At 48.6% G+C, this 25702-nt stretch carries 23 protein-coding genes and 1 pseudogene; all 24 read left to right on the top strand.

The genetic code is table 11. The features are described 5' to 3' along the window. Positions 1–15 precede the first annotated feature (15 nt). The 24 genes and pseudogenes from pgsA (at position 16) to glnA (ending at position 25627) form a co-directional block, all read left to right on the top strand. Entirely contained in the window at positions 16–594 is a 579-nt protein-coding gene (gene pgsA, locus MHI54_RS00635; RefSeq protein WP_095214763.1) for a CDP-diacylglycerol--glycerol-3-phosphate 3-phosphatidyltransferase, read from the top strand. A gap of 1 nt (position 595) precedes the next feature. Continuing rightward, positions 596–1840, top strand: coding sequence for a competence/damage-inducible protein A (locus tag MHI54_RS00630; protein ID WP_095214764.1), 1245 nt, complete (start codon positions 596–598; stop codon positions 1838–1840). Between the two features lie 168 nt (positions 1841–2008). Continuing rightward, entirely contained in the window at positions 2009–3052 is a 1044-nt protein-coding gene (gene recA, locus MHI54_RS00625) for a recombinase RecA (protein ID WP_095214765.1), read from the top strand. Positions 3053–3435: 383 nt separating this feature from the next. Beyond that, positions 3436–4998 carry a ribonuclease Y gene (rny, locus tag MHI54_RS00620; RefSeq protein ID WP_340082121.1) on the top strand — a complete coding sequence of 521 codons (1563 nt, stop codon included), beginning with the start codon at positions 3436–3438 and terminating at the stop codon, positions 4996–4998. Positions 4999–5050: 52 nt separating this feature from the next. After that, positions 5051–5848: a TIGR00282 family metallophosphoesterase gene (locus MHI54_RS00615; RefSeq protein ID WP_340082120.1), complete on the top strand. Its 798-nt coding sequence runs from the start codon at positions 5051–5053 to the stop codon at positions 5846–5848. A 156-nt stretch (positions 5849–6004) separates the two neighbouring features. After that, positions 6005–6265 (top strand): stage V sporulation protein S, encoded by a 261-nt coding sequence (locus MHI54_RS00610; protein WP_093726526.1) that lies wholly within the window; start codon positions 6005–6007, stop codon positions 6263–6265. A 101-nt stretch (positions 6266–6366) separates the two neighbouring features. Next, positions 6367–7926, top strand: a complete 1560-nt coding sequence (gene miaB, locus MHI54_RS00605; protein WP_340082977.1) for a tRNA (N6-isopentenyl adenosine(37)-C2)-methylthiotransferase MiaB — start codon at positions 6367–6369, stop codon at positions 7924–7926. Further along, positions 7926–8288 carry a YlbF family regulator gene (locus MHI54_RS00600; RefSeq protein ID WP_340082119.1) on the top strand — a complete coding sequence of 121 codons (363 nt, stop codon included), beginning with the start codon at positions 7926–7928 and terminating at the stop codon, positions 8286–8288. The genes miaB and MHI54_RS00600 overlap by 1 nt, the downstream gene beginning before the upstream one ends. 178 nt (positions 8289–8466) lie before the next feature. After that, the gene (gene cotE / locus MHI54_RS00595; protein WP_095214769.1) at positions 8467–9042 is read left to right on the top strand and encodes an outer spore coat protein CotE; all 576 of its coding nucleotides are present in this window, start codon (positions 8467–8469) and stop codon (positions 9040–9042) included. Positions 9043–9156: 114 nt separating this feature from the next. Next, positions 9157–11748 (top strand): DNA mismatch repair protein MutS, encoded by a 2592-nt coding sequence (mutS, locus tag MHI54_RS00590; RefSeq protein ID WP_340082118.1) that lies wholly within the window; start codon positions 9157–9159, stop codon positions 11746–11748. Positions 11749–11760: 12 nt separating this feature from the next. Beyond that, entirely contained in the window at positions 11761–13590 is a 1830-nt protein-coding gene (gene mutL / locus MHI54_RS00585) for a DNA mismatch repair endonuclease MutL (RefSeq protein WP_340082117.1), read from the top strand. A 111-nt stretch (positions 13591–13701) separates the two neighbouring features. Next, positions 13702–14097: pseudogene (locus MHI54_RS00580) on the top strand (M23 family metallopeptidase); the annotation flags it as partial. A gap of 31 nt (positions 14098–14128) precedes the next feature. Then, positions 14129–14323 (top strand): peptidoglycan-binding domain-containing protein, encoded by a 195-nt coding sequence (locus MHI54_RS00575; protein ID WP_340082116.1) that lies wholly within the window; start codon positions 14129–14131, stop codon positions 14321–14323. A gap of 37 nt (positions 14324–14360) precedes the next feature. Further along, positions 14361–14819 (top strand): ferritin-like domain-containing protein, encoded by a 459-nt coding sequence (locus MHI54_RS00570; protein ID WP_095214773.1) that lies wholly within the window; start codon positions 14361–14363, stop codon positions 14817–14819. Positions 14820–14905: 86 nt separating this feature from the next. Beyond that, positions 14906–15835, top strand: a complete 930-nt coding sequence (gene miaA / locus MHI54_RS00565) for a tRNA (adenosine(37)-N6)-dimethylallyltransferase MiaA (protein ID WP_340082115.1) — start codon at positions 14906–14908, stop codon at positions 15833–15835. A gap of 41 nt (positions 15836–15876) precedes the next feature. Continuing rightward, positions 15877–16110, top strand: a complete 234-nt coding sequence (gene hfq, locus MHI54_RS00560; protein ID WP_340082114.1) for an RNA chaperone Hfq — start codon at positions 15877–15879, stop codon at positions 16108–16110. A gap of 136 nt (positions 16111–16246) precedes the next feature. Further along, entirely contained in the window at positions 16247–17167 is a 921-nt protein-coding gene (locus MHI54_RS00555; RefSeq protein ID WP_340082113.1) for an AAA family ATPase, read from the top strand. Between the two features lie 121 nt (positions 17168–17288). Then, positions 17289–18932, top strand: a complete 1644-nt coding sequence (locus MHI54_RS00550; RefSeq protein ID WP_340082112.1) for a spore germination protein — start codon at positions 17289–17291, stop codon at positions 18930–18932. Between the two features lie 12 nt (positions 18933–18944). Continuing rightward, positions 18945–20057, top strand: coding sequence for a GerAB/ArcD/ProY family transporter (locus tag MHI54_RS00545; protein WP_095214777.1), 1113 nt, complete (start codon positions 18945–18947; stop codon positions 20055–20057). After that, positions 20032–21177 carry a Ger(x)C family spore germination protein gene (locus MHI54_RS00540; protein WP_340082111.1) on the top strand — a complete coding sequence of 382 codons (1146 nt, stop codon included), beginning with the start codon at positions 20032–20034 and terminating at the stop codon, positions 21175–21177. The genes MHI54_RS00545 and MHI54_RS00540 overlap by 26 nt, the downstream gene beginning before the upstream one ends. Before the next feature lie 117 nt (positions 21178–21294). Then, positions 21295–22536: a GTPase HflX gene (gene hflX / locus MHI54_RS00535; RefSeq protein WP_095214779.1), complete on the top strand. Its 1242-nt coding sequence runs from the start codon at positions 21295–21297 to the stop codon at positions 22534–22536. Then, positions 22533–23786, top strand: a complete 1254-nt coding sequence (locus MHI54_RS00530) for a methionine gamma-lyase family protein (protein WP_095214780.1) — start codon at positions 22533–22535, stop codon at positions 23784–23786. Before hflX ends, MHI54_RS00530 begins: the two co-directional genes overlap by 4 nt. Before the next feature lie 97 nt (positions 23787–23883). Then, positions 23884–24276 carry a MerR family transcriptional regulator gene (locus MHI54_RS00525; protein ID WP_095214781.1) on the top strand — a complete coding sequence of 131 codons (393 nt, stop codon included), beginning with the start codon at positions 23884–23886 and terminating at the stop codon, positions 24274–24276. Positions 24277–24292: 16 nt separating this feature from the next. Then, on the top strand, positions 24293–25627 hold the full coding sequence (gene glnA / locus MHI54_RS00520; protein WP_095214782.1) for a type I glutamate--ammonia ligase: 1335 nt from the start codon (positions 24293–24295) through the stop codon (positions 25625–25627). Positions 25628–25702: the final 75 nt, after the last annotated feature.

The following is a 25702-nucleotide window of genomic DNA, read 5'->3' as shown; positions in this document are numbered from 1 at the left end:
ACATAGGAGGCAGACATGAATATACCCAATAGAATTACATTATCCCGGATTTTCCTGATTCCGATCTTCATCATCCTGCTGGCAGTCCCCTTTGATTGGGGAACGCTTGATATCGGGGAGAATTCCCTGCCGGTGAACCATCTGGCAGGAGCGATCCTATTCATCATCGCATCCTGTACCGACTGGGTGGATGGCTATTATGCACGCAAATATAATCTTGTGACGAACCTTGGTAAATTCCTTGATCCGCTCGCGGATAAGCTGCTTGTTTCAGCTGCGCTCATTTTATTGGTACAATTGGATTTAGCGCCGGCTTGGATCACAATCATCATCATCAGCCGTGAGTTTGCCGTGACAGGATTGCGTCTCGTTGCAGCGGGAGAAGGTCTTGTTTTGGCAGCAGGCAAAATGGGCAAGCAGAAAACGGCAGTACAGATCGTTGCCATCAGTGCATTACTGCTGCATAATTGGCCGTTTTCCTATCTGGGATTCCCGTTTGCGACGATTTGCCTTTATCTTGCGCTGATCCTGACGATCGTGTCCGGAGTCGACTACTTTGTCAGAAACTGGAGTGTCATGAAGGAGTCGAAATAATATGAAGCAAATCAATGCAGAAGTGATAGCTGTAGGGACGGAAATCCTCATCGGGCAAATCAACAACACAAATGCCCAATGGATTTCCAAACAGCTGGCAGATAATGGAATCAACGTGTTTTATCATCATGTGGTGGGCGACAATCTCGGAAGAGTCAGATCATCTTTCGAAAAGGCGCAGCGCGATGCCGATTTGGTCCTTGTGACCGGAGGGCTGGGACCGACAGAGGATGACTTGACAAGAGAAGCCTTTCAGCTTGTGTCGGGTCTGGAAATGCATGAAGACAAAGTTTCCATGGACCGCATCAAAGAGTTCTTCCTCAAGCGCGGGCGCACGATGTCGCCGAACAACCACAAGCAGGCCCGTGTGTTCGAAGGAGCGAAAGTACTGGAAAACACAGTCGGTATGGCGCCTGGTATGCTTGTCGAGCATGAGGGGACAGTCTGGGCATTCATGCCGGGGGTCCCTCGTGAAATGAAGCAGATCATGTCCGATCACGTCATGCCTTATGTACGTGAGAAATTTGATCTTCAATCCGTTTTGCAATCCCGCCTGCTTCACTTCATCGGCATCGGGGAATCACAGCTGGAAACCGACCTGCTTGATTTGATTCAAGCACAGGAAAATCCGACGATCGCCACGTATGCTTCTGAAGGAGAGGTCGCTGTGCGGCTTACAGCACGGGCGGATTCGAAGCAGGAAGCAGACAGGCTGATAGATGTCGTGGAAAAAGAAGTGATGGAGCGTGTCGGCCAATACTTCTATGGATATGACGAGACTTCGGTACAGCAGCAAGTGTTCGAACTCCTCAAGCAACGGCAGTTCACACTGGCAAGCGCCGAAAGCCTGACCGGCGGATTATTCGCGGACGCACTCGTTTCCTTGAGCGGAGCGTCCGAGGTATTCCTTGGCAGCTTCGTTGCATATTCACCCCTTGTGAAGCAGCAGGTGCTCGGAGTGAAGGAAGAAACGATTCGGAAGGAAGGCACCGTCAGTGAGCAATGTGCCATCGAGATGGCGGAGAATGCCGTCCGTCTGACAGGTGCCGATATCGGAATCAGTTTCACCGGCGTTGCCGGTCCGGATGGCTCGGAAGGGAAAGAGCCTGGGACTGTCTTCATCAGCCTCCATGAAAAAGGCAAACAAACGCGGACAACCGAGCTGTCGATCCGGAGCTCCCGTCAAGGCGTGCGGGCGCAGGCTGTGAAGAAGGGCTTTGATTTGCTCTTCCATTACTTGAAATGATATTTTAAGCATGGCTCAAAGCGGATAAATGTTCTTTTTGCCTGGAAGCACTGTCATTTTGACAGGTTCCGGAGAAATAAAAAAAGGGAACATTTATTCGCTTTTTGCTTGTTATATCTCAAAAAACAAGTTAGAATAGGTATAGATAATCCAAAGGAGGAAACACATTTGAGTGAACGTAAACAAGCCCTTGATATGGCTTTGAGACAAATAGAGAAGCAATTCGGTAAAGGTTCGATCATGAAACTGGGCGAAAGAGCGGAACAAAAGGTCTCTACCGTATCCAGCGGCTCCCTTGCACTTGATATCGCACTTGGTGTCGGCGGATATCCGAAAGGCCGTGTCATCGAGATTTATGGTCCGGAATCTTCAGGTAAGACGACTGTTGCCCTGCATGCGATTGCAGAAGCACAGCGCAATGGCGGACAAGCAGCCTTCATCGATGCAGAGCATGCACTTGATCCCGTGTATGCAGAGAAGCTTGGTGTCAATATCGATGAGCTTTTGCTTTCCCAGCCGGATACAGGGGAACAAGCATTGGAAATCGCCGAGGCGCTTGTGCGCAGCGGAGCGGTGGATATCGTGGTTGTCGACTCTGTTGCTGCCCTTGTACCAAAAGCGGAGATTGAAGGGGAGATGGGGGATTCCCACGTCGGTTTGCAGGCGCGTCTGATGTCCCAGGCACTTCGCAAGCTATCTGGTGCGATCAACAAGTCCAAGACGACTGCGATCTTCATCAACCAGATTCGTGAAAAAGTAGGTGTCATGTTCGGGAATCCGGAAACGACACCAGGCGGACGCGCCCTGAAATTCTATTCCTCCGTCCGTTTGGAAGTACGCCGTGCCGAAACATTGAAGCAAGGTAACGATATGGTCGGTAACAAAACGAGAATCAAAGTGGTGAAAAATAAAGTGGCGCCGCCTTTCAAGCAAGCGGAAGTCGATATCATGTACGGGGAAGGGATCTCCAGGGAAGGGGAACTCATCGATATCGCGAGCGACTTGGATATCATCCAGAAGAGCGGAGCTTGGTACTCCTATAATGAGGAGCGTCTCGGCCAAGGCCGCGAAAACGCGAAGCAATTCTTGAAAGAGAATCCGGAACTATCCACTACCATCCAGATGAGTGTGCGCGATCATTACAATCTGGATGCTGATAAGAAGCTTCCTGAAGAAGTTGTTACAGAAGAACAGGAAACTTTGGATATGTAAGGCTCTTGGGCTGGGATACATGCCTTGGCCAAACTAAATCCGAACGAGGTGCAAATTGGGGAGTTGGATTTGCATCTGTTCGGATTTTTTTGAAGGCAAATTCGGATTGGAAGCATAGCTGGTATAATATCTCGTCACCGCATTCCGGATCATGCTCCGGGAATTGGAATCGCTGCATGCTGCCTGTGCAGATTCATCTAATCGCCAATCTGCTAGTACTTTCCATGTTTCCTTGACAACATGCGAACACAGGATTAAAATTAACTTGTATAATTTTCTTTCTTTATTATACTTCTCTAAGGTTACCATAGTTTTTTTAATGAAAAACATTGTGCATGCCGACAGACATGTTTGTACAATTTCATAGCAGGGGAGGTGAAATCATGGATCTAATTTACCTGATCATCTCCATTTTGCTTGCTCTAATCGTCGGTGGTGTTGTTGGTTATCTTGTTCGCAAATCTATTGCTGAGAAAAAGATCTCCAGTGCGGAGGAATTGGCGAAGCAAATAGTAGAAGAGGGCCATCGCAATGCGGAAACGGCTAAGAAAGAAGCGCTTCTCGAAGCGAAAGATGAGAACTTCCAGCTGCGTCAGCAGACGGAGCAGGAATTACGTGAGCGACGTCTCGAACTGCAGAAGCAGGAGAATCGTCTGATGCAGAAAGAAGAAAATCTGGACCGTAAAAGCGATACGCTTGATAAGCGTGAAATTACGTTAGAGAAAAAGGAACAATCATTAGCTGAAAAACAACAACAAATTGAAGAATTGGAAAGCAAAGTGGAAGTCTTGGTGGAAGAGCAGCAGCTTGAATTGGAGCGTATTTCCGGCTATACGTCCGACGAAGCACGTCAGATCGTGCTGGACAAAGTCGAGAAGGAAGTTGCCTTCGATGCAGCTGTCATGATCAAAGATGCGGAACATCGTGCCAAGGAAGAGGCCGATAAGAAAGCGAAGAGCATTCTTTCCCTTGCACTTCAACGCTGTGCAGCCGATCATGTTGCGGAAACGACGGTATCCGTCGTGAACTTGCCGAATGACGAGATGAAAGGACGCATTATCGGACGGGAAGGCCGTAACATTCGTACGCTAGAGACACTTACGGGAATTGATCTAATTATTGATGATACACCTGAAGCGGTCATCTTGTCCGGTTTTGATCCTGTCCGTCGTGAAATCGCACGAATCGCACTTGAAAAACTTGTTCAGGATGGACGAATCCACCCGGCCCGAATCGAGGAAATGGTGGAGAAATCCAGACGGGAAGTCGATGAGTACATTCGTGAGACAGGGGAAGAAACGACTTTTGAAATCGGCGTACACGGCTTGCATCCGGATCTTGTGAAGATACTGGGAAGATTGAAGTATCGCACAAGTTACGGTCAAAACGTCCTGAAGCACTCGACAGAGGTAGCTTATCTATCAGGATTACTGGCAGCCGAGCTTGGCGAGGACGTTACCTTGGCCAGACGTGCAGGTCTCCTGCATGATATCGGTAAAGCCATCGACCACGAAGTCGAAGGCAGCCACGTTGAAATCGGGAAAGAACTCGCGGTCAAATACAAAGAGCATCCAGTTGTCATCAACAGCATCGCTTCCCACCACGGGGATGAGGAGGCAACATCGATTATTGCAGTGCTTGTAGCTGCAGCCGATGCGCTTTCCGCTGCCCGTCCCGGGGCAAGAAGCGAGACACTGGAAAACTATATCAAACGTCTGGAGAAACTGGAGGAGATTTCGGAATCCTTCCAGGGCGTGGAGAAATCCTTCGCCATTCAGGCTGGACGTGAGATCCGCATCATGGTCAAACCGGATGAAATCGACGACTTGGAATCGATCAAGGTCGCTCGTGATATCCGGAAGCGCATTGAAAGCGAGCTGGATTATCCTGGCCATATCAAGGTCACGGTCATCCGGGAAACACGCGCAGTTGAATATGCTAAATAAGAAAGCGGCCTTGTGCCGCTTTTTTTAATAGACAGTCAGGAAGGAATGGATTATGAAGCTATTATTTATCGGGGACGTTGTCGGGGAACCGGGACGTCAAATGGTGCAGGAATATTTGCCTCGCCTGAAACAGCGTTATCAGCCGCAGCTGACAATCATCAATGGAGAGAATAGTGCGGATGGAAAAGGGATCAACGAACGCATTTATAAACAATTCCTGGAATGGGGAGCACAAGCTATCACGATGGGCAACCATACATGGGATAAGCGGGATATTTTCGAATTCATCGACGATGCAAAATATCTAGTCCGACCGGCCAACCTGCCGCCGCAGACTCCCGGTACAGGAATCATCTATGTGAAGGTGAATCAATATGAAGTGGCAATCATCAATTTGCTGGCGCGTACATTCATGATGCCGGCGGATGATCCGTTCCGGGAAGCCGACCGGCTGATCAAAGAAGCACAAAAGCGGACGAATCTGATCTTCATCGATTTCCATGGGGAGGCGACAAGTGAAAAGCAGGCATTCGGCTGGTATGTCGATGGCCGGGTCAGCGCTGTCGTCTGCACCCATACGCATACGCAGACAGCAGATGAACGTATACTGCCTTCTGGTACGGCATATATTTCAGACGCTGGTATGACTGGTCCGTATGACGCAATCCTGGGAATGGAGCGCGAGGCAGTCATCAAAAGATTCCTGACTAATCTCCCAATACGTTTTGAAGTACCAAAAAAGGGTAAAACACAATTAAATGGAGTAGTGATCGATCTGGATCCGCAAACGGGGAAGGCTTCCTCCATCAAACGCATCCTGATCAATGATGACCACCCGTATATGGATTGATCTTTGCTGCTCCTTCACTAGTTCTTTTGTTTACAGATATAATCCAGGACAGACCGCAGCACTTTTTTCTGACATCGCCCGAAATGGGCATATCCATCACCACACAGAAATATAGTTAAAAGGAAAGTAGTCCAGTAAACGAAGGAGGTACCAGTGTTGGATATACTAAAAGTTTCAGCGAAATCCAATCCAAACTCAGTAGCAGGCGCACTCGCGAACGTATTAAGGGAACGCGGCTCAGCGGAAATCCAAGCAATCGGCGCAGGAGCACTTAATCAATCCGTGAAAGCTGTCGCCATCGCCCGGGGATTTGTTGCTCCGAGTGGTGTAGATTTGGTCTGTATCCCGGCATTTACGGATATCATGATCGATAACGAGGAACGGACTGCCATCAAATTAATTGTAGAACCACGATAAATCCCGCTCATAGCGGGATTTTTTATTTCCGATACTTGGACCTTGATAAGAGCATTGGTATAATGGACAAAAACGATCTATGGATGGGGGAGCAGGAAACAGTGAATGAGGAACAGCGTAAATCCGTTAGTTTGACAGGTTCAGAACAGGCAAATCAAATCGAGAAGCCGCTTCATGAAAAGACAACAGCCGATTTCGCTAAGTATTTCCAAACGACATACCAGCCGCCGAATTTGAAGCAGGCCAAAAAGCGGCGCAGGGAAGAGGTTAAGTTCCATTATGATTTCACGATTCCCCCGGAGCTGAAGGATGCGGGACGGGGCAAAAAATTCCTTATCCGTACATACGGCTGCCAAATGAATGAGCATGATACCGAAGTGATGGCAGGACTTTTTTTGGAAATGGGGTATGCACCCACCACGGATACAAACGAAGCGGATGTCATACTCCTTAATACCTGTGCCATCCGGGAAAATGCCGAGAATAAAGTATTCGGGGAAATAGGTCATCTAAAAGCCTTGAAACTGGAGAAGCCCGATCTGATCCTTGGTGTTTGCGGCTGTATGTCGCAGGAAGAGGCGGTCGTCAATCGAATCCTGAAGAAGCATAATCATATCGATTTGATTTTCGGGACACACAATATCCATCGGCTTCCGCAGCTATTGAAAGAAGCCCAATTCAGCAAGGAAATGGTGCTGGAAGTATGGTCCAAGGAAGGCGATGTCATCGAGAACCTTCCCAAAGCGAGAAAAGGCAAGATCAAAGCGTGGGTCAATATCATGTACGGCTGCGATAAGTTCTGTACATATTGCATCGTCCCATATACCCGCGGCAAGGAACGGAGCAGACGGCCGGAGGATATCATCCAGGAAGTGCGGCAGCTGGCAGCACAGGGCTATCAAGAGATTACTTTGCTTGGTCAGAATGTGAATGCCTACGGCAAAGATTTGCCCGATATCGATTACGGGCTCGGGGATCTGATGGATGCAATCAGGAAGGTCGATATTCCGCGTGTCCGCTTCACGACTTCCCATCCGCGTGACTTTGATGATAAACTGATAGAGGTACTGGCCAAAGGCGGCAATCTTCTTGATCACATCCATTTGCCTGTCCAATCGGGCAGCAATGATATACTCAGGGTAATGGCCCGTCGTTATACACGCGAAGAATATCTGACGCTTGTCAACAAGATCAGGCAGCAGATACCGAATGTGACGCTGACGACCGATATCATCGTCGGATTTCCGAACGAGACCGAGGAGCAGTTCCAGGAAACTTTATCGCTGGTCGAAGAAGTCGGGTTCGAAGCTGCCTACACCTATATCTATTCCCCGCGTGAAGGGACGCCCGCTGCCAAATGGGAAGACAATATTCCGATGGAAGTGAAAAGGGAGCGCCTGCAGCGATTGAATAGAGTGGTGGATGAATATGCAGCCAAGTCCATGCGTGCGTATGAAGGAGAAACAGTCCTCGTATTGGTCGAAGGGGAAAGCAAGCGGAATCCGGACGTGCTGGCAGGTTATACGGAAAAGAATAAGCTCGTCAAATTCAAGGGTCCGAAGTCAGTGATCGGTAAAATCGTCCCGGTACGTATAAAGAAAGCCAAAACATGGTCACTCGATGGCGAGTTGACAGAAACAACAGCGGAGGTACAGATCTAATGGGTTATTCCACCGAAGAGATTCTCAAGCAGGCTGAAAGCTTGGCAGATGAAATGGGCCACCTGGAAGAGATTGAGCACTTTCATCAGCTGGAAGCGAAGCTTAACGAGAACAAAAAGGTGCAGACATATATCAATCAAATTAAAATGAAGCAGAAGCAGGCTGTCAATCTGCAGGCTTATGGCAAACGGGAAGCACAGCTGCAAATGGAAAAGGAAATAGATGAGCTGCAGGAGAAAATCGATAGTATCCCTGTCGTCCAGGAATTCAAGGAGTCCCAAGTCATTACGAATCATATCCTGCAGAGTATCAGCCAGAATATCCAGCAAACTGTCTTCAGTAATGAAGAAACGGACAATTGAGTCCGTTTCTTTTTTTCTTTAATGATCAGTCATCCGGCAAGTTTTCGATAACCTCTCTTTAGGCATCTGCATAGTATGGAGGAGCGTTTAGTTGTGGTGAGCGGGAGCATTATTTTCTGACACCATAGGTGAACACCCTGCATAACATGACTATGTAAAAAGAGGAGGTTTTGGCAAGATGGGTTTTCAAGATCAGTCATATCGTGAAATCATCACGAAAGCGGTCATCGGCCGCGGTCGTAAATTCAGCAAGCATATCGATCATATCCGCCCGGACAACAAACCGTCCAGCATCCTTGGCTGCTGGATCATCAATCACCGCTATCACGCAAAAAAGAAAGGCGACGTAGGGGTGGAAGTAGTCGGCAAGTATGATATCAACGTTTGGTATTCCTACAATGATAATTCCAAAACAGACGTTGTATCGGAAACTGTCGAGTATAAGGAATTGGTCAAATTGAGCATCAAGGATGAAAATTGTCTGGATGACGAGTTTGAGGTTTATGCGAAAGCAATCCAACAGCCGAATTGCTTGGAATGCAAGATCGTGCAGCATGGCCAGAAGATTTTCGTCGAAGTCGAGAAGGAATTCCTTGTAGAAGTCGTGGGAGAAACAAAGCTTTGCGTGAAGGTCGATCCTGATGGATGCGAAGTGGAAGTGGACGTAGAAGAAGATTGGGATTATGAGCTTTCTGAAGATGATTTCAAAGATGTAGATCCTGATTTTTTGGATAAAAAGGATGACAAAGACTAAAACGAGAGCAGGCGCTCTCGTTTTTTGTATTTTTTCAAAGTGACGCAACAGAAGAAACTAGGAAAATACCTGTGTTATAATAGGACTAATTGCAATGAAACAGGGGAGTAGAAAATGTCAGGTTATACACCGATGATGCAGCAATATTTAAGAATAAAAGCCGATTATAAGGATGCCTTCCTCTTCTTCAGGCTAGGTGATTTTTACGAAATGTTCTTTGAGGATGCGCTGAAAGCGACGAAGGAACTGGAGATCACCTTGACGAGCAAGAATGCAGGAGGCGATGAAAAGGTGCCGATGTGCGGCGTTCCGTATCATTCGGCAGATAATTATATAAAAACACTTGTATCACGCGGCTATAAAGTCGCCATCTGTGAACAAGTGGAGGATCCCAAGACGGCTAAAGGTGTCGTGAAGCGGGAAGTGGTCCAGCTGATCACACCAGGTACTGTCATGGAAAACGGCATGCTTGATGAAAAGGAGAACAATTACCTGGCAGCTGTCACGGAAAATGAAGACCGTACATACAGCCTTGTGTACCATGATCTTTCCACAGGAGAAAACCGGGCTGCATTGCTGGAAGGCGGCTTCGATAGTCTGCTGAGCGAGCTTTACAACCAGCCGGTGAGGGAGATCGTCATCACCGAGGGGTTTAATCCGGAGCTGCAGGAGGCGCTGCGGGACCGCCTTGGTGTCACGTTATCCTATCAGGAAATGAACAGTGCTGGCATGTCACTGGATAAGCTCACTGGCAATGTGACGGATGCCAGGCTGCTGGGATGTTTTTCCATGCTATTGAACTATGTGGAACGGACGCAAAAACGTGGCCTGGATCATCTGAAGCCGCTCCAAGTGATGGAGCTCAAGCATTTCATGACACTGGATATGTATTCAAAACGCAATCTCGAGCTGACCGAAACGATCCTGAAGAAAGGGAAGCACGGGAGCCTCCTATGGGTGCTTGATGACACCGTTACGGCAATGGGCGCGCGTATGCTGAAGAAATGGCTGGAGCGTCCCCTGCTGCAAAAAGAAGCGATTGTAAGACGCCAGGATCTGGTCCAGGCCTTTCTGGATCATTTCTTCGAACGCGATACGATCCGGCAGCATCTGCAATCCGTGTATGATATCGAAAGGCTATCCGGTCGGGTCGCTTTCGGAAACGTCAATGCGAGGGATCTGTTGCAGCTGAAGCGTACACTGCAAAAGCTGCCTGAATTGAAGCAGGTTCTCTCAAGCTTTGAGGAAGAGGAAGTCCGCCGCATGGGGGAAGCGCTCGATCCGCTGCCGGATCTGTGTGAATATCTGGAAAGCAGTTTGCATGAAGATGCACCCATCAGTGTGCGGGAAGGCGGCATCCTGAAAGACGGATTCCACGAACAGCTTGATATATATCGGGATGCTTCAAGGAATGGGAAGCAATGGATTGCCGCACTGGAACAGCGGGAGCGCGAGGAGACGGGTATCAAATCGCTTAAAGTCGGCTATAACAAGGTATTTGGCTACTATATCGAGATAACGCGGGCGAATCTTCATCTGCTTCCGGAAGGGAAATATGAACGTAAACAGACGCTCAGTAATGCAGAACGCTTCATCACACCCGAGCTGAAGGAAAAAGAAGCGCTCATCCTGGAGGCGCAGGAGAAAAGTGTGGATCTCGAGTATACGCTGTTCATGGAAATCAGGGACCATGTCAAGACGTATATCCCTGCACTGCAGCAGCTCGCAGAACAGATCAGCCAGTTGGATGTTTTGCAAAGCTTCGCTGAAGTAAGTGAAAAGCAGCGTTATACGCGACCGACATTCAACCTCGAACGATCCGTGTCGATTAAGGAGGGCCGCCACCCTGTCATCGAAAAAGTGATGAAATCGGGCGAGTTTGTACCGAACGATGTGCAAATGGAAAATGATGCGGATATCCTGCTTATCACCGGACCGAATATGAGCGGTAAGAGCACATATATGCGCCAGGTGGCATTGACGAGCATCATGGCCCAAATCGGCTGTTTTGTTCCTTGTGAAGCAGCCGATCTGCCTCTTTTCGATCAGATCTTCACTCGTATCGGGGCGGCGGATGATCTAGTTTCCGGCCAGAGTACCTTCATGGTCGAGATGCTGGAGTCCAGGCATGCCCTGGAGCATGCGACCGACAGAAGCCTGATTTTACTGGATGAAATCGGCAGGGGGACAAGCACTTATGATGGCATGGCTCTTGCACAAGCCATCATCGAATATGTCCATGACCATATCCATGCAAAGACTTTATTCTCGACGCACTACCATGAGCTGACGTCTTTGGAGGAGAATTTGGATAAGCTTCGCAATGTCCACGTCCGGGCAGAGGAGCATGACGGGAATGTCGTTTTCCTCCATCAAATCCGTGATGGAGCGGCTGATGAAAGCTACGGTATCCATGTCGCAAAATTGGCTAAGCTCCCGGGAAGCCTTATCGAACGGGCCTCACACATCCTTCAGGAGCTGGAAGGGCAGGGGGAAAAGCCGGCTGTCTCCAAACCTGAACAGGAGCGGGAAGAGGTTCAGCTATCGTTTTTCGCAGAGCCAGAGCCGGAAATGAAAAAACAAAAACAAGACAGCCGAGCGGATAAAGTGTTGGCAGAGCTTGCATCGATCAATTTGATGGAGCAAACACCGCTTGAAGCTATGAATCTATTATATAAATTGCAGCAAATGGCAGCAAAGAAGTAAGGAGGTTCCAATATGGCGATTCAATTGATGCCGGATGATTTAGCGAATAAGATTGCAGCGGGTGAAGTGGTCGAGCGGCCGGCTTCGGTCGTCAAGGAACTGGTGGAAAACAGTATCGATGCAAACAGTACAGTGATCAAAGTGGCCGTACAGGAAGCGGGGCTGACCGAAATCAGCATTGTTGACAATGGTGACGGCATGGAACCGGATGATGTGGAACGGGCCTTTTTCCGTCATGCTACGAGTAAGATCCGGAATGAGCATGATCTCTTCCATGTCCGTACACTTGGGTTCCGCGGGGAAGCATTGGCCAGTATTGCCGCGGTAAGTCAGCTTGAAATCAAGACAAGCACTGGTGAAAATGCAGGTGTGAAGCTAGTCATGGAAGGCGGCGCAATCAAAGAAAGAAGCAAGTGCGATGCACGGAAAGGGACGGAGATTACGGTCCGTCATCTGTTTTTCAATACCCCGGCCCGCCTGAAGTATATGAAAACGATCCATACGGAGCTTGGCCATGTCTCCGAGGTGATCAACCGCCTTGCGCTTGCTCACCCGGAAATACGGTTCGAACTGACGCACAATGGCAAAGCTTTGTTCCAATCAACCGGACGAGGGGATATGCTGCAGATCGTCGCTCAAATCTATGGTAATTCCGTTGCGAAGAAAATGGTGAAGGCGACACATGAGACATTGGATTATAAGCTGGCGGTGTTAGCGGCCAAGCCAGAGATCAATCGGGCTTCCCGTCAGTATGTATCCTTTATCGTGAATGGCAGATACATCCGCAATCCTATCTTGGCCAAAGCCGTCATGCAGGCGTATCATACCCTGCTGCCGATCGGCAGATTCCCGCTTGCTGTGATTTCCATCGAAATGGATCCGGTCCTTGTCGATGTCAACGTGCATCCGGCTAAGCTCGAAGTCCGTTTCAGCAAGGAAAAAGAGCTGTTTGATGCTGTCGAGCAGGTGGTCGGCAAGGCGCTTCGGCAGCAGCGGCTCATTCCGGAAGCTGTCGCACCGAAACAGAAAAAGGTCGAGGAACGAAGCGAACAGCAAAGCTTCACTTTCTTTGAAAATAAACCGATCAAAGAACCAGATCCCCAACCGGAGCGATGGTTCTTTGATGAAGTGAAGGAATCAGCGCCTCCGATCATAGAGGTTGAAGGGGAAGGAAAGCCAGAGCCCGAGGTTTTCCTTTCAGATCCTGATGAAGCAAACGAACCAGGGGATACCGTCGACCCAGAAAATGAGCCGGAATATGCAGTCCCGCCGATGTATCCAATCGGGCAGCATCATGGCACGTATATTTTGGCGGAAAATGAAGAGGGTCTCTTCCTGGTCGATCAGCATGCTGCGCAGGAACGGATCAAATACGAATACTACCGGGAAAAAATCGGGGAAGTGGAAAAGGAATTGCAGGAATTGCTCATCCCGCTCACATTTGATTTCACCCGGCAGGAATCCTTGATCATCGAGCAGTATCGGGAAGAGCTTGAGGCAGTCGGATTATTCTTTGAATCCTTCGGAGGACATACGTATATCGTCCGCTCCCATCCGCAATGGTTCCCGAAAGGCTTCGAAGAGGAAATCATCCGTGAAATCGTGGAACAGGTGATGCAGGAAAGCAAAGTCGATATTCACAAATTACGGGAGGAAGCGGCAATCATGATGTCCTGCAAACGTTCCATCAAAGCGAACCATCACTTGAATCATGATGATATGTTCCATCTATTGGAAGAGCTCCGGACATCACAGGATCCTTTCACCTGTCCGCACGGTCGGCCGATCATCATCCGCTTCACTTCATACGAGCTGGAAAAACTGTTCAAACGAGTACAATAGGCGCAGGCAGCTGCGCCTTTTTGGCTTGTCTGGGTATTCACCGCCCCGGAGGATGGGGAACGTGCTTATACTATCCTGTAATCTGATTACTGACAGGAAGGAGATTACAGTATGGCACTATTCATCAAACCGACATCAGGCAGGCTGACAAACGGCTTCCGAGGTGCTGGATCATCCCATAATGGTGTCGATTGGGCACAATCCGGCACTGTGAGAATCGTCGCAGCTGCTGCCGGTACTGTCAGCAGATCGTATGTGTCTTCCTCATACGGAGAAGTCGTCTTCCTTGTGCATCAGCTTAACGGACAAACGTATGAAACGGTTTATGCACATATGCGGTCGGGATCCCGGCAAGTAAGCGTGGGAGATGCTGTCAGGCAGGGACAATTCATCGGATATATGGGCAGCACGGGGGATTCCACTGGTCAGCATCTCCATTTTGAATTGCACCGCGGCAGATGGAACGCGGACAAATCCAACGCGGTCGACCCGCTCGATTATATCGGGTCATCGGCAAGCGATTCACGACAGTCTGCCAGTGTCCCATACCCCGGAAGTTATATTCGGATGGGGTCACGGTGATGATGTCCGGCGGATCCAGCGGGCATTAGGCGTGACAGCTGATGGGATTTTCGGCCCGGTCACAAGACAGGCCGTCGTCGATTTCCAGCGCAGCAATGGTCTTGGTGTGGACGGTATCGTCGGGCCGCAAACATGGAATAGATTGTTCTGATTTTGGGCATGCTGATTAGCCAGAGGAGGCGTTAGCCATGCAGAATCAGCATCTTGTGGACTTTCTGAACCAGCAAATAGCCAATATCAGTGTATTGCATGTGAAGCTTCAGCGTTATCATTGGTATGCTAAAGGCCCATATGGTTATGTGATTGAGCAATATACAGAGGATTTGCATCTGCAATTGGACCAGATGAAGAAATCGTTGGGCAATCGTGTGCTTGCCATCGGCGGCAGACCGATAGCAGTCATGAGCAAATTCCTGAAGGAAGCTACCTTGAAGGAAGCGCAAGCCGATGATGAGGATTATGAAGTCGTCAAGACCTTGCGTCATGATTACAGTCAACTGGCCCAGGAAATCAAGATCACCGGCATACCGCTTGCGAAAAGGCAGGAAGATGATGCGACAGCTGGATTGCTTGCGGATATCCTCGGCAGACTGGAATATGAAGCCATCCGCCTGACGAAATATCTTATCGATGCCGATGAAAAATAAGCTGTGCTCATGCGTGCACGGCTTTTCGTTTATCTTTCTTTGCAGTGTTATGCTAAACTAATGACATGTTAAAGAAGGAGAATGACATGGAAAAACAGAAACTAATCGTCGTTGTCGGACCCACGGGTGTCGGCAAGACCCAGCTGAGTATCGAAATCGCGAAAAAATTCGGCGGCGAGGTGATCAGCGGCGATTCCATGCAGATATACAGGGGCATGGATATTGGAACGGCAAAAGTCACCAAAGAGGAACAGCAAGGAATCCCGCATCATCTGATTGATATCCGCGACCCTGATGAAAATTATTCTGCGGCTGATTTTCAAGCTGATGTAGAGGTTTGTGTCAGGGATATAACAAGCCGCGGAAAACTCCCGGTCATTGCCGGCGGAACCGGTTTATACATACAGGCTGCCCTTTACGGCTACGATTTTTCGGAGGCAAAACGGGATGACAGCTATCAGCAGCAGCTGGAGCAGGAAGCAAAAGAACATGGACCGCTTCACTTGCACAGCCAGCTGCAGGAGGTCGACCCAGTACAGGCAGAGCGCATCCATCCGAATAATATCCGGCGGGTGATCCGGGCGCTGGAAATCTACCGCCGCACCGGTAAAAGAATGAGTGATCATGAAGAGGCCGAACCTGATGCTCGTTATGATGCTACGATGATCGGTTTGGAGATGGACCGGGATTTGCTTTACGAACAGATAAATCTCCGGGTCGATAAGATGCTTGCTGCCGGATTGCTGGAAGAGGTGAAGCAGCTGGTGGATCGCGGCATCAAAGACACCCAATCCATGCGGGCAATCGGGTATAAGGAGTTTATCCCTTATCTGGAAGGGAAAATGGACTGGGAGGATACGGTGGCCCAGCTGAAGCAGAACAGCAGGCGCTATGCGAAACGTCAATATACATGGTTCCGCAATAAGATGGATGTGGACTGGTATACGATTACGCCTGCGACAAAAAAACAAAAATTTAGAATTATTTTAGAAGAACTTGCAGGAAAGCTGGAATAAAGGTAGAAATAGGAACCGTATAGAAATTAGGAGGGGAATAGATGTCTCAATCTGTTAATATCCAAGACCAATATCTGAATCAACTACGCAAAGAACGTATGCAAGTCACTGTTTTCCTGACGAATGGCTTCCAAATTCGCGGAACGGTGAAGGCTTTTGACAATTTCACTGTATTGTTCGAAACGGAAGGAAGACAGCAATTAATCTTCAAACATGCGATTTCTACATTCTCCCCAGTCAAGAATGTATCGCTGGATTATAAAGAACATAGTTAAAATAAAGCGGGCGCCCAATGCGCCCGTTTTATTTTTGTTTTAAAGTGGAGCGCCGCTGAATAAAGTAGATAAAGACCATTGGGCATTTGTCACGGCCTACCTGTCTTGAGCGTAAACTGCAGTGAGGGGTGATCATATGGAAGCTCAAGTTACGAATGCGAAAGGAAAAATCAATATCGTCCTGAAAAACAGGCAGCAGGAGACGGAACAGCTGCAAAGTGCTGCTGCCAAGCGCGATATCGATCCGTTCCGTCATATCGACCAGGAATTCGCCTCCTTCATCGGAATGGAGAAGCTCAAGAAAACAATCAAAGAAATTTATGCAAATGTCCATATCAGCCAGAAACGGGAGGCAGCGGGACTGAAACAGGAAAAGCAAGTGCTGCATATGCTTTTCGAAGGCAATCCCGGTACAGGGAAGACGACAGTTGCCCGGAAGCTTGCTTCAGTTTTTCGTGATATGGAGGTTTTGGATAAAGGACATTTCATTGAAGCGGAAAGGGCCGATTTAGTCGGTGAATATATCGGGCATACGGCTCAAAAAACAAGAGCGCTCATCCAACGTGCCATGGGCGGCATCCTGTTCATCGACGAGGCCTATTCGCTGGCGCGCGGAGGCGAAAAGGACTTCGGGAAGGAAGCAATCGATACGCTGGTCAAACATATGGAGGATGCTTCCAACCGATTTATCCTCATCCTTGCCGGATATCCCAGGGAAATGAGGCATTTCATGAGCTTGAACCCTGGGCTGCGTTCACGCTTCCCGATCCAGCTCGAGTTCCCTGATTATAAATCCGAGCAATTGATGAATATAGCCAAAGGGATGCTTGCAGAGAAAGAGTATCAGCTGACGAAGGAAGCGGAATGGAAGCTAAAAGAAATCATCGTCCAGCAGAAAGCCAAACGAACAGCGGATTTCTCGAATGCCCGCTTTGTACGGAATATCATCGAAAAAGCGATCCGGATGCAAGCAGTCCGGCTTGTGCGCCATGATCACCATCTGTCGTCGGAAGAATTGATGAAAATAACAGTTGCCGATTTGAATCATGAAGAATGACCCGGAACGTGAACAAAGAGCTCATTGCGCGGCTGCGCAATGAGCTCTTTTGCTCTAAAAGGGTATTCATGCAGTGCATAGCCGGAATTTGCTGGGGCAGTATACATATCAAGGAGTGCACATGATGGAAAATATATTTGAATTTCTTCTGCGGTTGGATGTGTGGATCGGTACGATCGTTGTTGTCCTTGTACCAGTCTTATGTACTGTACTGGCCAATAAATTAAAAGGGCTCCGCAAAAAAGTCCACAAACGAAAAGAACAGACCTTCCTTCCGAATCAATTTGTCCTGTCTGCAAAATTAGCGCAGAACGTGGAACATATCAAAGGTATCGTCGGTGACAGCTCCGATATCATTTTCCGTCAATTCAAATTGGGAATGGATAATCGAAGCTGCACGATCGTCCATATCGATGGATTGGTCGATCAGCAGCTGTTGCAGCAATCCATCCTTCATCCGCTGATGCACAGCAAGCAGTCTAAGTCTGGCTTCCATCTATTCAAGAGTGGAAATATAAAGGATTACTTGCTTTATCATGCGCTGGAAGTCAGTGATATAAAGGCTCTGAAGGACACGGATAAAATGATACGGCAGCTTCTGTCTGGATCTGTTCTGCTGTTGGCGGAGGGACTGGATGAAGCATTTGTGCTCAGTGCCAAAAAATGGATTTCCCGTAATTTGGACGAGCCGATCACCGAAGCGCTTGTCAGGGGGCCCCGTCTGAGTTTCATCGAAAATATTCGGGATAATACAGCAATATTGCGCAGGATGACGACGGACCCCAATTTGACATTTTCGGATTTTAATGTTGGGGAGAGAACGAGCAAACAGCTGACCGTGGTATATGTGAAGGACATCGCCAATGAAGAGCTGGTCAAGGAAGTCAAGGATCGCATACAAAATATGGATATAGACCATGCGGCGGATACGGGCTATATTGAACAGCTGATAGAGGATAACTATATGTCCATTTTTCCGCAAGTACAGGCAACGGAACGGCCCGACCGCGTGATGGGGGCGATTTTGGAGGGAAGGGTCGGGATCCTGCTTGATGGCTCATCATATGCCCTGATTGTGCCGGCGACATTCTCCGTGATGGTGCAATCACCGGAGGATTACTATGAGCGCTGGATCCCAATGTCCCTCATTCGGCTGCTTCGGTATGTAGCTGCCTTTTTGAGTGTATTCCTGCCGTCCTTTTATATTGCATTCGTATCTTTCCATCAAGGGCTGATTCCGACTGATTTAGCCTTGGCCATAGCCGGGACGAGGGTGGGGGTTCCGTTTCCGACGATCATCGAGGCGCTGCTGATGGAAGTATCGATTGAATTGTTGAGGGAAGCAGGTCTCAGGCTTCCACGGCCGGTAGGGCAAACGGTCGGGTTGGTCGGTGCCCTGATCATCGGGGAAGCGGCGGTGCAGGCTGGGCTGGTCAGTCCGATCATGGTCATTGTCGTCGCCGCCACGGCCATCGCATCCTTTGTCTCGCCTCATTACGGAGCGGGCATCGCGCTGAGGGCACTTCGTTTCCTGGCCATGTTTTCCGCTGCTTTCCTTGGTTTGTACGGGATCAGTTTATTCTTTTTGGCACTCTGTGTCCATGCGGTCAAGCTGCGCAGCTTTGGAGTCCCTTATATCACTCCGGGCACATTATACAGCAAAGAAGACTGGAAGGACTTCTTTCTCCGCATGCCTTTGTTTACGATGAGAAATCGTCCCGCAGAATACTTCCCGAAGGACCAGGTCAGAAGAAAGAAATATTAGGAGATATGGCAGATGAAAATGGGAACGACTAGGATCACGACCGTACAAATGGTTTCGTTGCTTGCAACAACACTGATTGCAGTAGGTATCTTTACCCTGCCGCGGAATCTGGCCATGAAAGTCGAAACGCCGGACTTATGGATTTGTGTACTGTTGGGCGGCATATGCGCTTATCTTTCGTGCCTTATCATCGTGACTTTGAGCCTTCGCTTTGACCGCCTTACCTTTTTCGAATTCAACAAGCTGATCGTCGGCAAATGGCTGGGGACGATATTAAGCATTGGTTTCATCGGATACGCGCTTTTGATCGGCGCGTTTGAAATACGATCCATGGGGGAATTGACACAGTTTTATTTGCTGGAAGAAACGCCGATTCCTGTCATTCTGATCAGTATGTACTGGGTTGCCATTTACCTGCTGGTGGGCGGCATCAATCCGATTGCCCGGCTGATCGAGCTATTGACGCCTGTTTGTCTATTCATTTTCATCCTGGTATTTTGTCTTGGTTTCAAAGTATTTGAAATTGATAATCTGCGGCCTGTATTCGGACTTGGAGTAGCTCCTGTATTGAAGGGAGTCACTCCGACGTTCCTCACTTTCAGCGGATTGGAATTCATGCTCGTATTCGTTGCCATGATGCAGAAGCCCAAAGACGCGAAGAAGGTGGCGTTGATCGGGATAGTCATACCGGTATCCCTTTATTTATTGGCTGTCGTCATCATTACCGGCGGTTTATCGGTAGATAGGATGAAACATCAGAAATGGCCGACATTTGCCCTCATCCAGGAATACGAATACGAAGGCATCCTCTTTGAACGTTTTGATTCGCTGTTCTTGGTCGTTTGGCTGATCCAGATGTTCACGACATATGTGGTCTGTCAATATGTGGCGGCCAAAGGCATCTCCCAGCTGACGCGTATATCATATAAGAAAGCGAATTATTTCCTTTTGGCTGCAGTTTATATCATTTGTTTGATTCCTCAGGATTTGAATCAGTTGGAAAAGATGGGGACGATGATTGGCTGGACAAGCTTTACTTTTTCTTTCCTCGTTCCATCGCTGCTGTTGATCATTGCGATTGTGAGGAGGCTGAAATACAGTGAAGAGACACAAAAGGGTACGTGATCTCTGTCTATGTGCAATTGCTTCGCTGTTATTCATGTCCGGCTGCTGGGACAGCGCTGATATCGAGGAAATGTCGTTTGTGATCGGCTTTGGCATCGATAGCAGCGAGAATGAGCAGACTCCGATCAAGCATACCACGCAGATTGCCAGTACCAAGAAAAAAGGAGAGCAAGGGGCAGCGCCGCAAGGGAAAATGTATCAAGACGTTACCCTTGAAGGGGAGTCGGTCCAGGATATTCTGCGTTCCATCTCCCTTCAGCTGCCTTATCCTGTGTACACGGATCATCTGGAATCCATCATCATCAATCAAGAAATAGCGCGCAAATACGATCTTTCCATTATGCTCGATCAGATCATGCGTGATAATGTGACACGCCTTAGCCCGTATGTTGTCCTAAGCGAGCAGAAAACGTTTGATGTATTGGACACGAACATCGAAGGGGAGATACCCAGCAGCTATATCAGCAGCATTTTCGATAATAAAACAAGCACGCTGAAAATCCTGCCTCCAGTACGCTTAGGTGAGGTTGCTGCCAATCTGGCTTCCCGGATCAGCTTTACCTTGCCGAATGTCGTGAAGGAAAATAATACGATCAAAGTGGACGGGGCCGGCATAATAAGAGGGAAGGACAGGAAGCTCGCCGGTTTCCTGACGACGGAAGAGGTGGAAGGGATAAACTGGATGAGCGGGGAAGGGAAGGCTGGTTTACTTGAATTCCAGGATGATAAAGATCATACGATTGTATACGAAGTACAGCATTACAAGACGAAGGTAAAGCCGAAATTACAGGATGGGCGTCTATCCTTCCTGGTACAAAGTGAAGCAGATGGATGGATAACGGAAGATTGGTCCCAGTCTGCCCATAGTTTGTCCGAACGTTACGTAGAAGAATTGAGACGCTTGGCAGAAAAAGAAGTCAAGAGATTGATGAAGGAAACGATGAAAAAGCTTCAGGATGATTATAAAACGGAAGTCGTCGGATTCTCCGATAGTTTCCGGATCGCTTACCCAAGGGAATATCAAAAGATGAAAAAGGATTGGGATGAACACTTTGCGAACGCAGAAGTGGACTACGAAGTAAAAATCAGGATCGTCAATACAGGGGATGTGGTGAAGTAAATCGGCTTCTCCATGAAGCATGGATGTCATTCCTCCGGTCATTTCCAAGCTTTCGCATAAAGCGAAGGCTTTTTCCTTATCTGATAGGGTATAATGACATATGGAAAGGGTGACAGCATGGAACGTGTACTATTGATGGCAGTCCATCATCAGAATCAGACATTGGAGCGATTCCAATCATCGCTCGATGAACTGGAGGCATTGACAAAGACAGCGGGCGGAACCGTGGCGGGAATCGTCACGCAAAAGCGGGAGCGCCTGCATCCTGGAACATATTTCGGCGCAGGGAAGCTGGATGAACTTGCTGAGCTCGTCGAGCAGGAAGAGCCGCTCCTCGTCATTTCCAATGATGAATTGTCTCCAGGGCAACTGAAGAATATCAGCAACCATATCGGCGTCCGTGTCATCGACCGGAGTCAGCTGATCCTTGATATATTTGCGACGCGTGCGCATACCCGCGAGGGAAAATTGCAGGTGGAGCTGGCACAGATGCAGTACTTGCTGCCAAGACTTTATGGGCAGGGTACCGAAATGAGCCGTCTTGGGGCCGGAATCGGGACGAGGGGCCCCGGTGAAACAAAACTGGAAACCGACAGACGGCATATCCGCCGCCGGATCGATGAAATCAAACATCAGCTGAAAGCGGTCGTTTCGCACCGATCCCGCTATCGGGAAAGGCGCAAAGCGAATCAGGCATTCCAGATTGCTTTGGTCGGCTATACAAATGCCGGTAAATCGACTATCTTCAACCGCCTTACCGGAAATGACAGCTTGGAGCAGGATCAGCTGTTTGCCACGCTGGATCCGATGACACGCAGGATGCGGCTTCCTTCCGGTTTCCAGGCATTGCTGACCGATACCGTCGGCTTCATACAGGATTTACCGACAGCACTCATAGCAGCTTTCCGTTCGACACTGGAAGAAGTGACCGAAGCGGATTTCATCATTCATATGGTCAATAGCGCCCATCCGGATCACGAACAGCAGCAGGCCACAGTGCTGAAGCTGCTCAAAGAACTCGGAGCAGATCATCTGCCGATTCTGACAGTCTATAACAAGGCGGATCTCCTGACGGAGGATTTCATTGCCAGCGCTCATCCATATATGCAGATATCGGCATTCAAGGAAGAAGATCGACGCCGCCTACTGGAAAAAGTGCAGGAAATGATCCAGGAAACAAGCGAATTTTATGATACAATCGTACCTGCGACAGGCGGGCGTCTCCTGGATAAGCTTGCCCAAGAAACGATCCTGACGAAACGGGATTACAATGAAGAATTGGATGCTTATGAAGTGAGCGGCTATGTATTGCCGGATCACCCGCTTGTTCATCAATTGAAGGGAAAGAATGAAGCATGATAAAAGAAACAGCAAGAAGAACGGAAGAAGAAACAAGCGCCCAGCGCGCAGAGATAGATCGCATTGCAGAAGAAAATCAGAAACGAGTGATGGATGCATTCCGGAACCAGCGCGTGAGCGACAGTCATTTCAATCCGACCACCGGCTATGGCTATGATGATTTTGGCCGCGAGACGCTCGAACAAGTATATGCTGAAGTGTTCGGCGGGGAAGATGCGCTTGTACGGCCGCAGATTGTTTCCGGGACGCATGCGATCACGACGGCACTTTTCGGTATCCTTCGCCCGGGAGATGAGCTTCTCTATATCACCGGTAAACCATACGACACACTGGAAGGTGTCATCGGGAACCGGCAGGAAGATACAGGGTCCCTGAAGGATTTTGGTGTCACATATGATGCAGTCGATTTGACCGAAGCAGGTGCAATCGATTATCCGGCTCTGGCAGCGAAGCTTTCCGATAAGACGAAGGTCGTGGCAATCCAGCGTTCGAAAGGATATGCCGACAGGCCTTCGTTTTCTGTTGCTGAGATCGGGGAGATGATCGCCTTCGTAAAAGAGAAGTATCCGGAGATCATCGTATTTGTCGATAACTGCTACGGGGAATTCGCAGAAACCAAAGAACCGCTTCATGTCGGGGCTGATGTGATTGCCGGATCTTTGATCAAGAACCCAGGCGGCGGTATTGTGCGTGCGGGCGGCTATATCGCCGGGCGGGCGGACCTGATCGAGTTATGTGCCAATCGTTTGACCGCACCTGGTCTCGGAAAAGAGACGGGAGCAACATTGGGGATGCTGCAGGAGCTGTTCCAAGGTTTCTTCCTGGCACCCCATGTCGTAGGTGAAGCACTGAAGGGAGCCATTTTCACCTCCAGGTTCCTGGAGCTGCTCGGATTTTCTACTTCACCGAAATACGATGCCAAGCGAGTTGATTTGATCCAATCAGTGAATTTTCATTCAGCGGATCAAATGGTCGCCTTCTGCCAGGCAATCCAGCATGCATCACCAGTCAATGCACATGTGACACCGCATCCGGCGCCAATGCCGGGATATGAAAATGACGTCATCATGGCAGCTGGAACCTTCATCCAAGGTGCCAGTCTCGAGCTGACGGCAGATGGACCGATCCGTCCGCCATACACGGCTTTTGTCCAGGGAGGTTTGACTTATGCCCATGTGAAGCTGGCCATCATCGATGCAGCTCAGAATCTACTGGAAAAAGGCTTGATATCAACGAATCAAGCAAACTGAAAAATTTCATGTCAACTAAGCTGACACGTGTTGACATTTAAAATTACCTACGTATATAATAGACGTAGAGTACATAAGGAAAGGGGATGGACGATAAATGAGTGACATGAATCGCCGATCTATGCCCTTGTTCTCTATTGGTATTGTAAAATCACTTACTGCATTAACAGCAAGACAAATCCGTTATTATGAAGACAACGGACTGATTTTCCCAGCAAGAACAGAAGGCAATCAGCGGCTTTTCTCATTCAATGATGTGGATCGGCTGCTGGAGATCAAGGAATTGATCGATAAAGGAATCAATCTTGCCGGTATCAAGCAAATGCTGCCTTATAAAGAAAAACCGTCAGCAGATACGCTTGAGACCCCGATCGCACCGGAGATCTCCGACAAGGCACTGCGACAAATGCTTCGTCAGGAATTGATGGACACCGGACGTTTGGGTAAAGCTTCGTTACGTCAGGGAGAGTTATCACGATTCTTCCATTAATAGAGGAGGAGAAAGAATGGCGAAATTTACTAGAGAAGATGTAATCAAGATCATCAAGGAGGAGAACGTAAAGTTCATTCGCTTGCAGTTCACCGACTTGCTTGGCACAATCAAAAACGTGGAAATCCCGCTTAGCCAATTGGACAAAGCTTTGGACAACGAAATGATGTTTGATGGATCATCCATCGAAGGCTTTGTGCGCATCGAGGAATCCGATATGAAACTTTATCCGGACCTGGATACTTTCGTTGTATTCCCTTGGACTAGTGAAAAAGGCAAAGTGGCACGTTTCATCTGTGATATCTATACTCCTGAAGGAGAGCCATTCGAAGGCTGCCCGCGTTATAACTTGAAGCGCAACCTGAAAAAAATGGAAGAGCTTGGATTCAGTGCATTCAACATCGGTACAGAGCCGGAATTCTTCTTGTTCAAACTCGATGAAAAAGGCGAACCGACACTGGAATTGAATGATAAAGGCGGATACTTCGACCTTGCCCCGACGGACTTGGGTGAAACGACCCGCCGCGATATCGTGTTGGAATTGGAAGAAATGGGCTTTGAAATCGAAGCATCCCACCACGAAGTGGCACCAGGGCAGCACGAAATCGATTTCAAATATGCAGACGCATTGAAGCATGCGGATGATATCCAAACTTTCAAGCTGGTAGTGAAGACAATCGCCAGAAAACATGGCCTGCATGCCACATTCATGCCGAAACCGCTATTCGGTGTCAACGGTTCCGGTATGCACTGCAACATGTCCCTATTCAAAGACGGCAAGAATGCTTTCTATGATGAAAGCGGCGAGCTGAAGCTTTCCGAAACAGCATATCAGTTCATCGCAGGCACATTGAAGCATGCGGTCAACTTCACTGCTGTAACGAATCCGACAGTAAACTCATACAAACGCCTGGTACCTGGCTACGAAGCTCCATGCTACGTTGCATGGTCCGGCAAGAACCGCAGCCCATTGATCCGTGTGCCATCCGCTCGCGGAGCAAGCACACGCATCGAGGTCCGCAGCGTCGATCCATCTGCGAACCCATACCTGGCAATGAGCGTATTGCTTGCTGCAGGACTTGACGGAATCAAGAACAACCTGGAAGCACCAGCATCCATCGACCGCAACATCTATGTCATGGACAAAGCGGAAAGAGAAAAGAACGGTGTAACAGATCTTCCAGCTACACTATTCGATGCTCTTGAACAGCTTAAATCCGACGATATCATCGTCGAAGCATTGGGCGATCACCTATTCGAACACTTCATCGAAGCAAAAGAAATCGAATGGGATATGTTCCGCACACAAGTGCACCCATGGGAACGCGATCAGTATATGGAAGACTTTTAAGCGAAAAACGTTGATTTAAAGCCATTTCACTGGTGGTCAAAAAGTAGGCTGCTAACCCCAAAGTTAGATTTTACC

This window comes from Terribacillus sp. FSL K6-0262, assembly GCF_037977385.1.
GTDB lineage: Bacteria > Bacillota > Bacilli > Bacillales > Amphibacillaceae > Terribacillus.
The sequence above is the reverse complement of the archived record's forward strand: the minus strand, read 5'-3'. Positions and strand labels throughout refer to the sequence as shown.

Coding starts and splice junctions, on each gene's coding strand:
- glnA (WP_095214782.1), top strand. CDS start 24,293: ATGGCGAAATTTACTAGAGAAGATGTAATCAAGATCATCAAGGAGGAG.
- MHI54_RS00545 (WP_095214777.1), top strand. CDS start 18,945: ATGAAAATGGGAACGACTAGGATCACGACCGTACAAATGGTTTCGTTG.
- MHI54_RS00615 (WP_340082120.1), top strand. CDS start 5,051: ATGAAGCTATTATTTATCGGGGACGTTGTCGGGGAACCGGGACGTCAA.
- MHI54_RS00555 (WP_340082113.1), top strand. CDS start 16,247: ATGGAAGCTCAAGTTACGAATGCGAAAGGAAAAATCAATATCGTCCTG.
- MHI54_RS00550 (WP_340082112.1), top strand. CDS start 17,289: ATGATGGAAAATATATTTGAATTTCTTCTGCGGTTGGATGTGTGGATC.
- MHI54_RS00525 (WP_095214781.1), top strand. CDS start 23,884: ATGAGTGACATGAATCGCCGATCTATGCCCTTGTTCTCTATTGGTATT.
- mutS (WP_340082118.1), top strand. CDS start 9,157: ATGTCAGGTTATACACCGATGATGCAGCAATATTTAAGAATAAAAGCC.
- MHI54_RS00630 (WP_095214764.1), top strand. CDS start 596: ATGAAGCAAATCAATGCAGAAGTGATAGCTGTAGGGACGGAAATCCTC.
- MHI54_RS00530 (WP_095214780.1), top strand. CDS start 22,533: ATGATAAAAGAAACAGCAAGAAGAACGGAAGAAGAAACAAGCGCCCAG.
- mutL (WP_340082117.1), top strand. CDS start 11,761: ATGGCGATTCAATTGATGCCGGATGATTTAGCGAATAAGATTGCAGCG.
- MHI54_RS00570 (WP_095214773.1), top strand. CDS start 14,361: ATGCAGAATCAGCATCTTGTGGACTTTCTGAACCAGCAAATAGCCAAT.
- hflX (WP_095214779.1), top strand. CDS start 21,295: ATGGAACGTGTACTATTGATGGCAGTCCATCATCAGAATCAGACATTG.
- cotE (WP_095214769.1), top strand. CDS start 8,467: ATGGGTTTTCAAGATCAGTCATATCGTGAAATCATCACGAAAGCGGTC.
- miaA (WP_340082115.1), top strand. CDS start 14,906: ATGGAAAAACAGAAACTAATCGTCGTTGTCGGACCCACGGGTGTCGGC.
- rny (WP_340082121.1), top strand. CDS start 3,436: ATGGATCTAATTTACCTGATCATCTCCATTTTGCTTGCTCTAATCGTC.
- MHI54_RS00600 (WP_340082119.1), top strand. CDS start 7,926: ATGGGTTATTCCACCGAAGAGATTCTCAAGCAGGCTGAAAGCTTGGCA.
- hfq (WP_340082114.1), top strand. CDS start 15,877: ATGTCTCAATCTGTTAATATCCAAGACCAATATCTGAATCAACTACGC.
- pgsA (WP_095214763.1), top strand. CDS start 16: ATGAATATACCCAATAGAATTACATTATCCCGGATTTTCCTGATTCCG.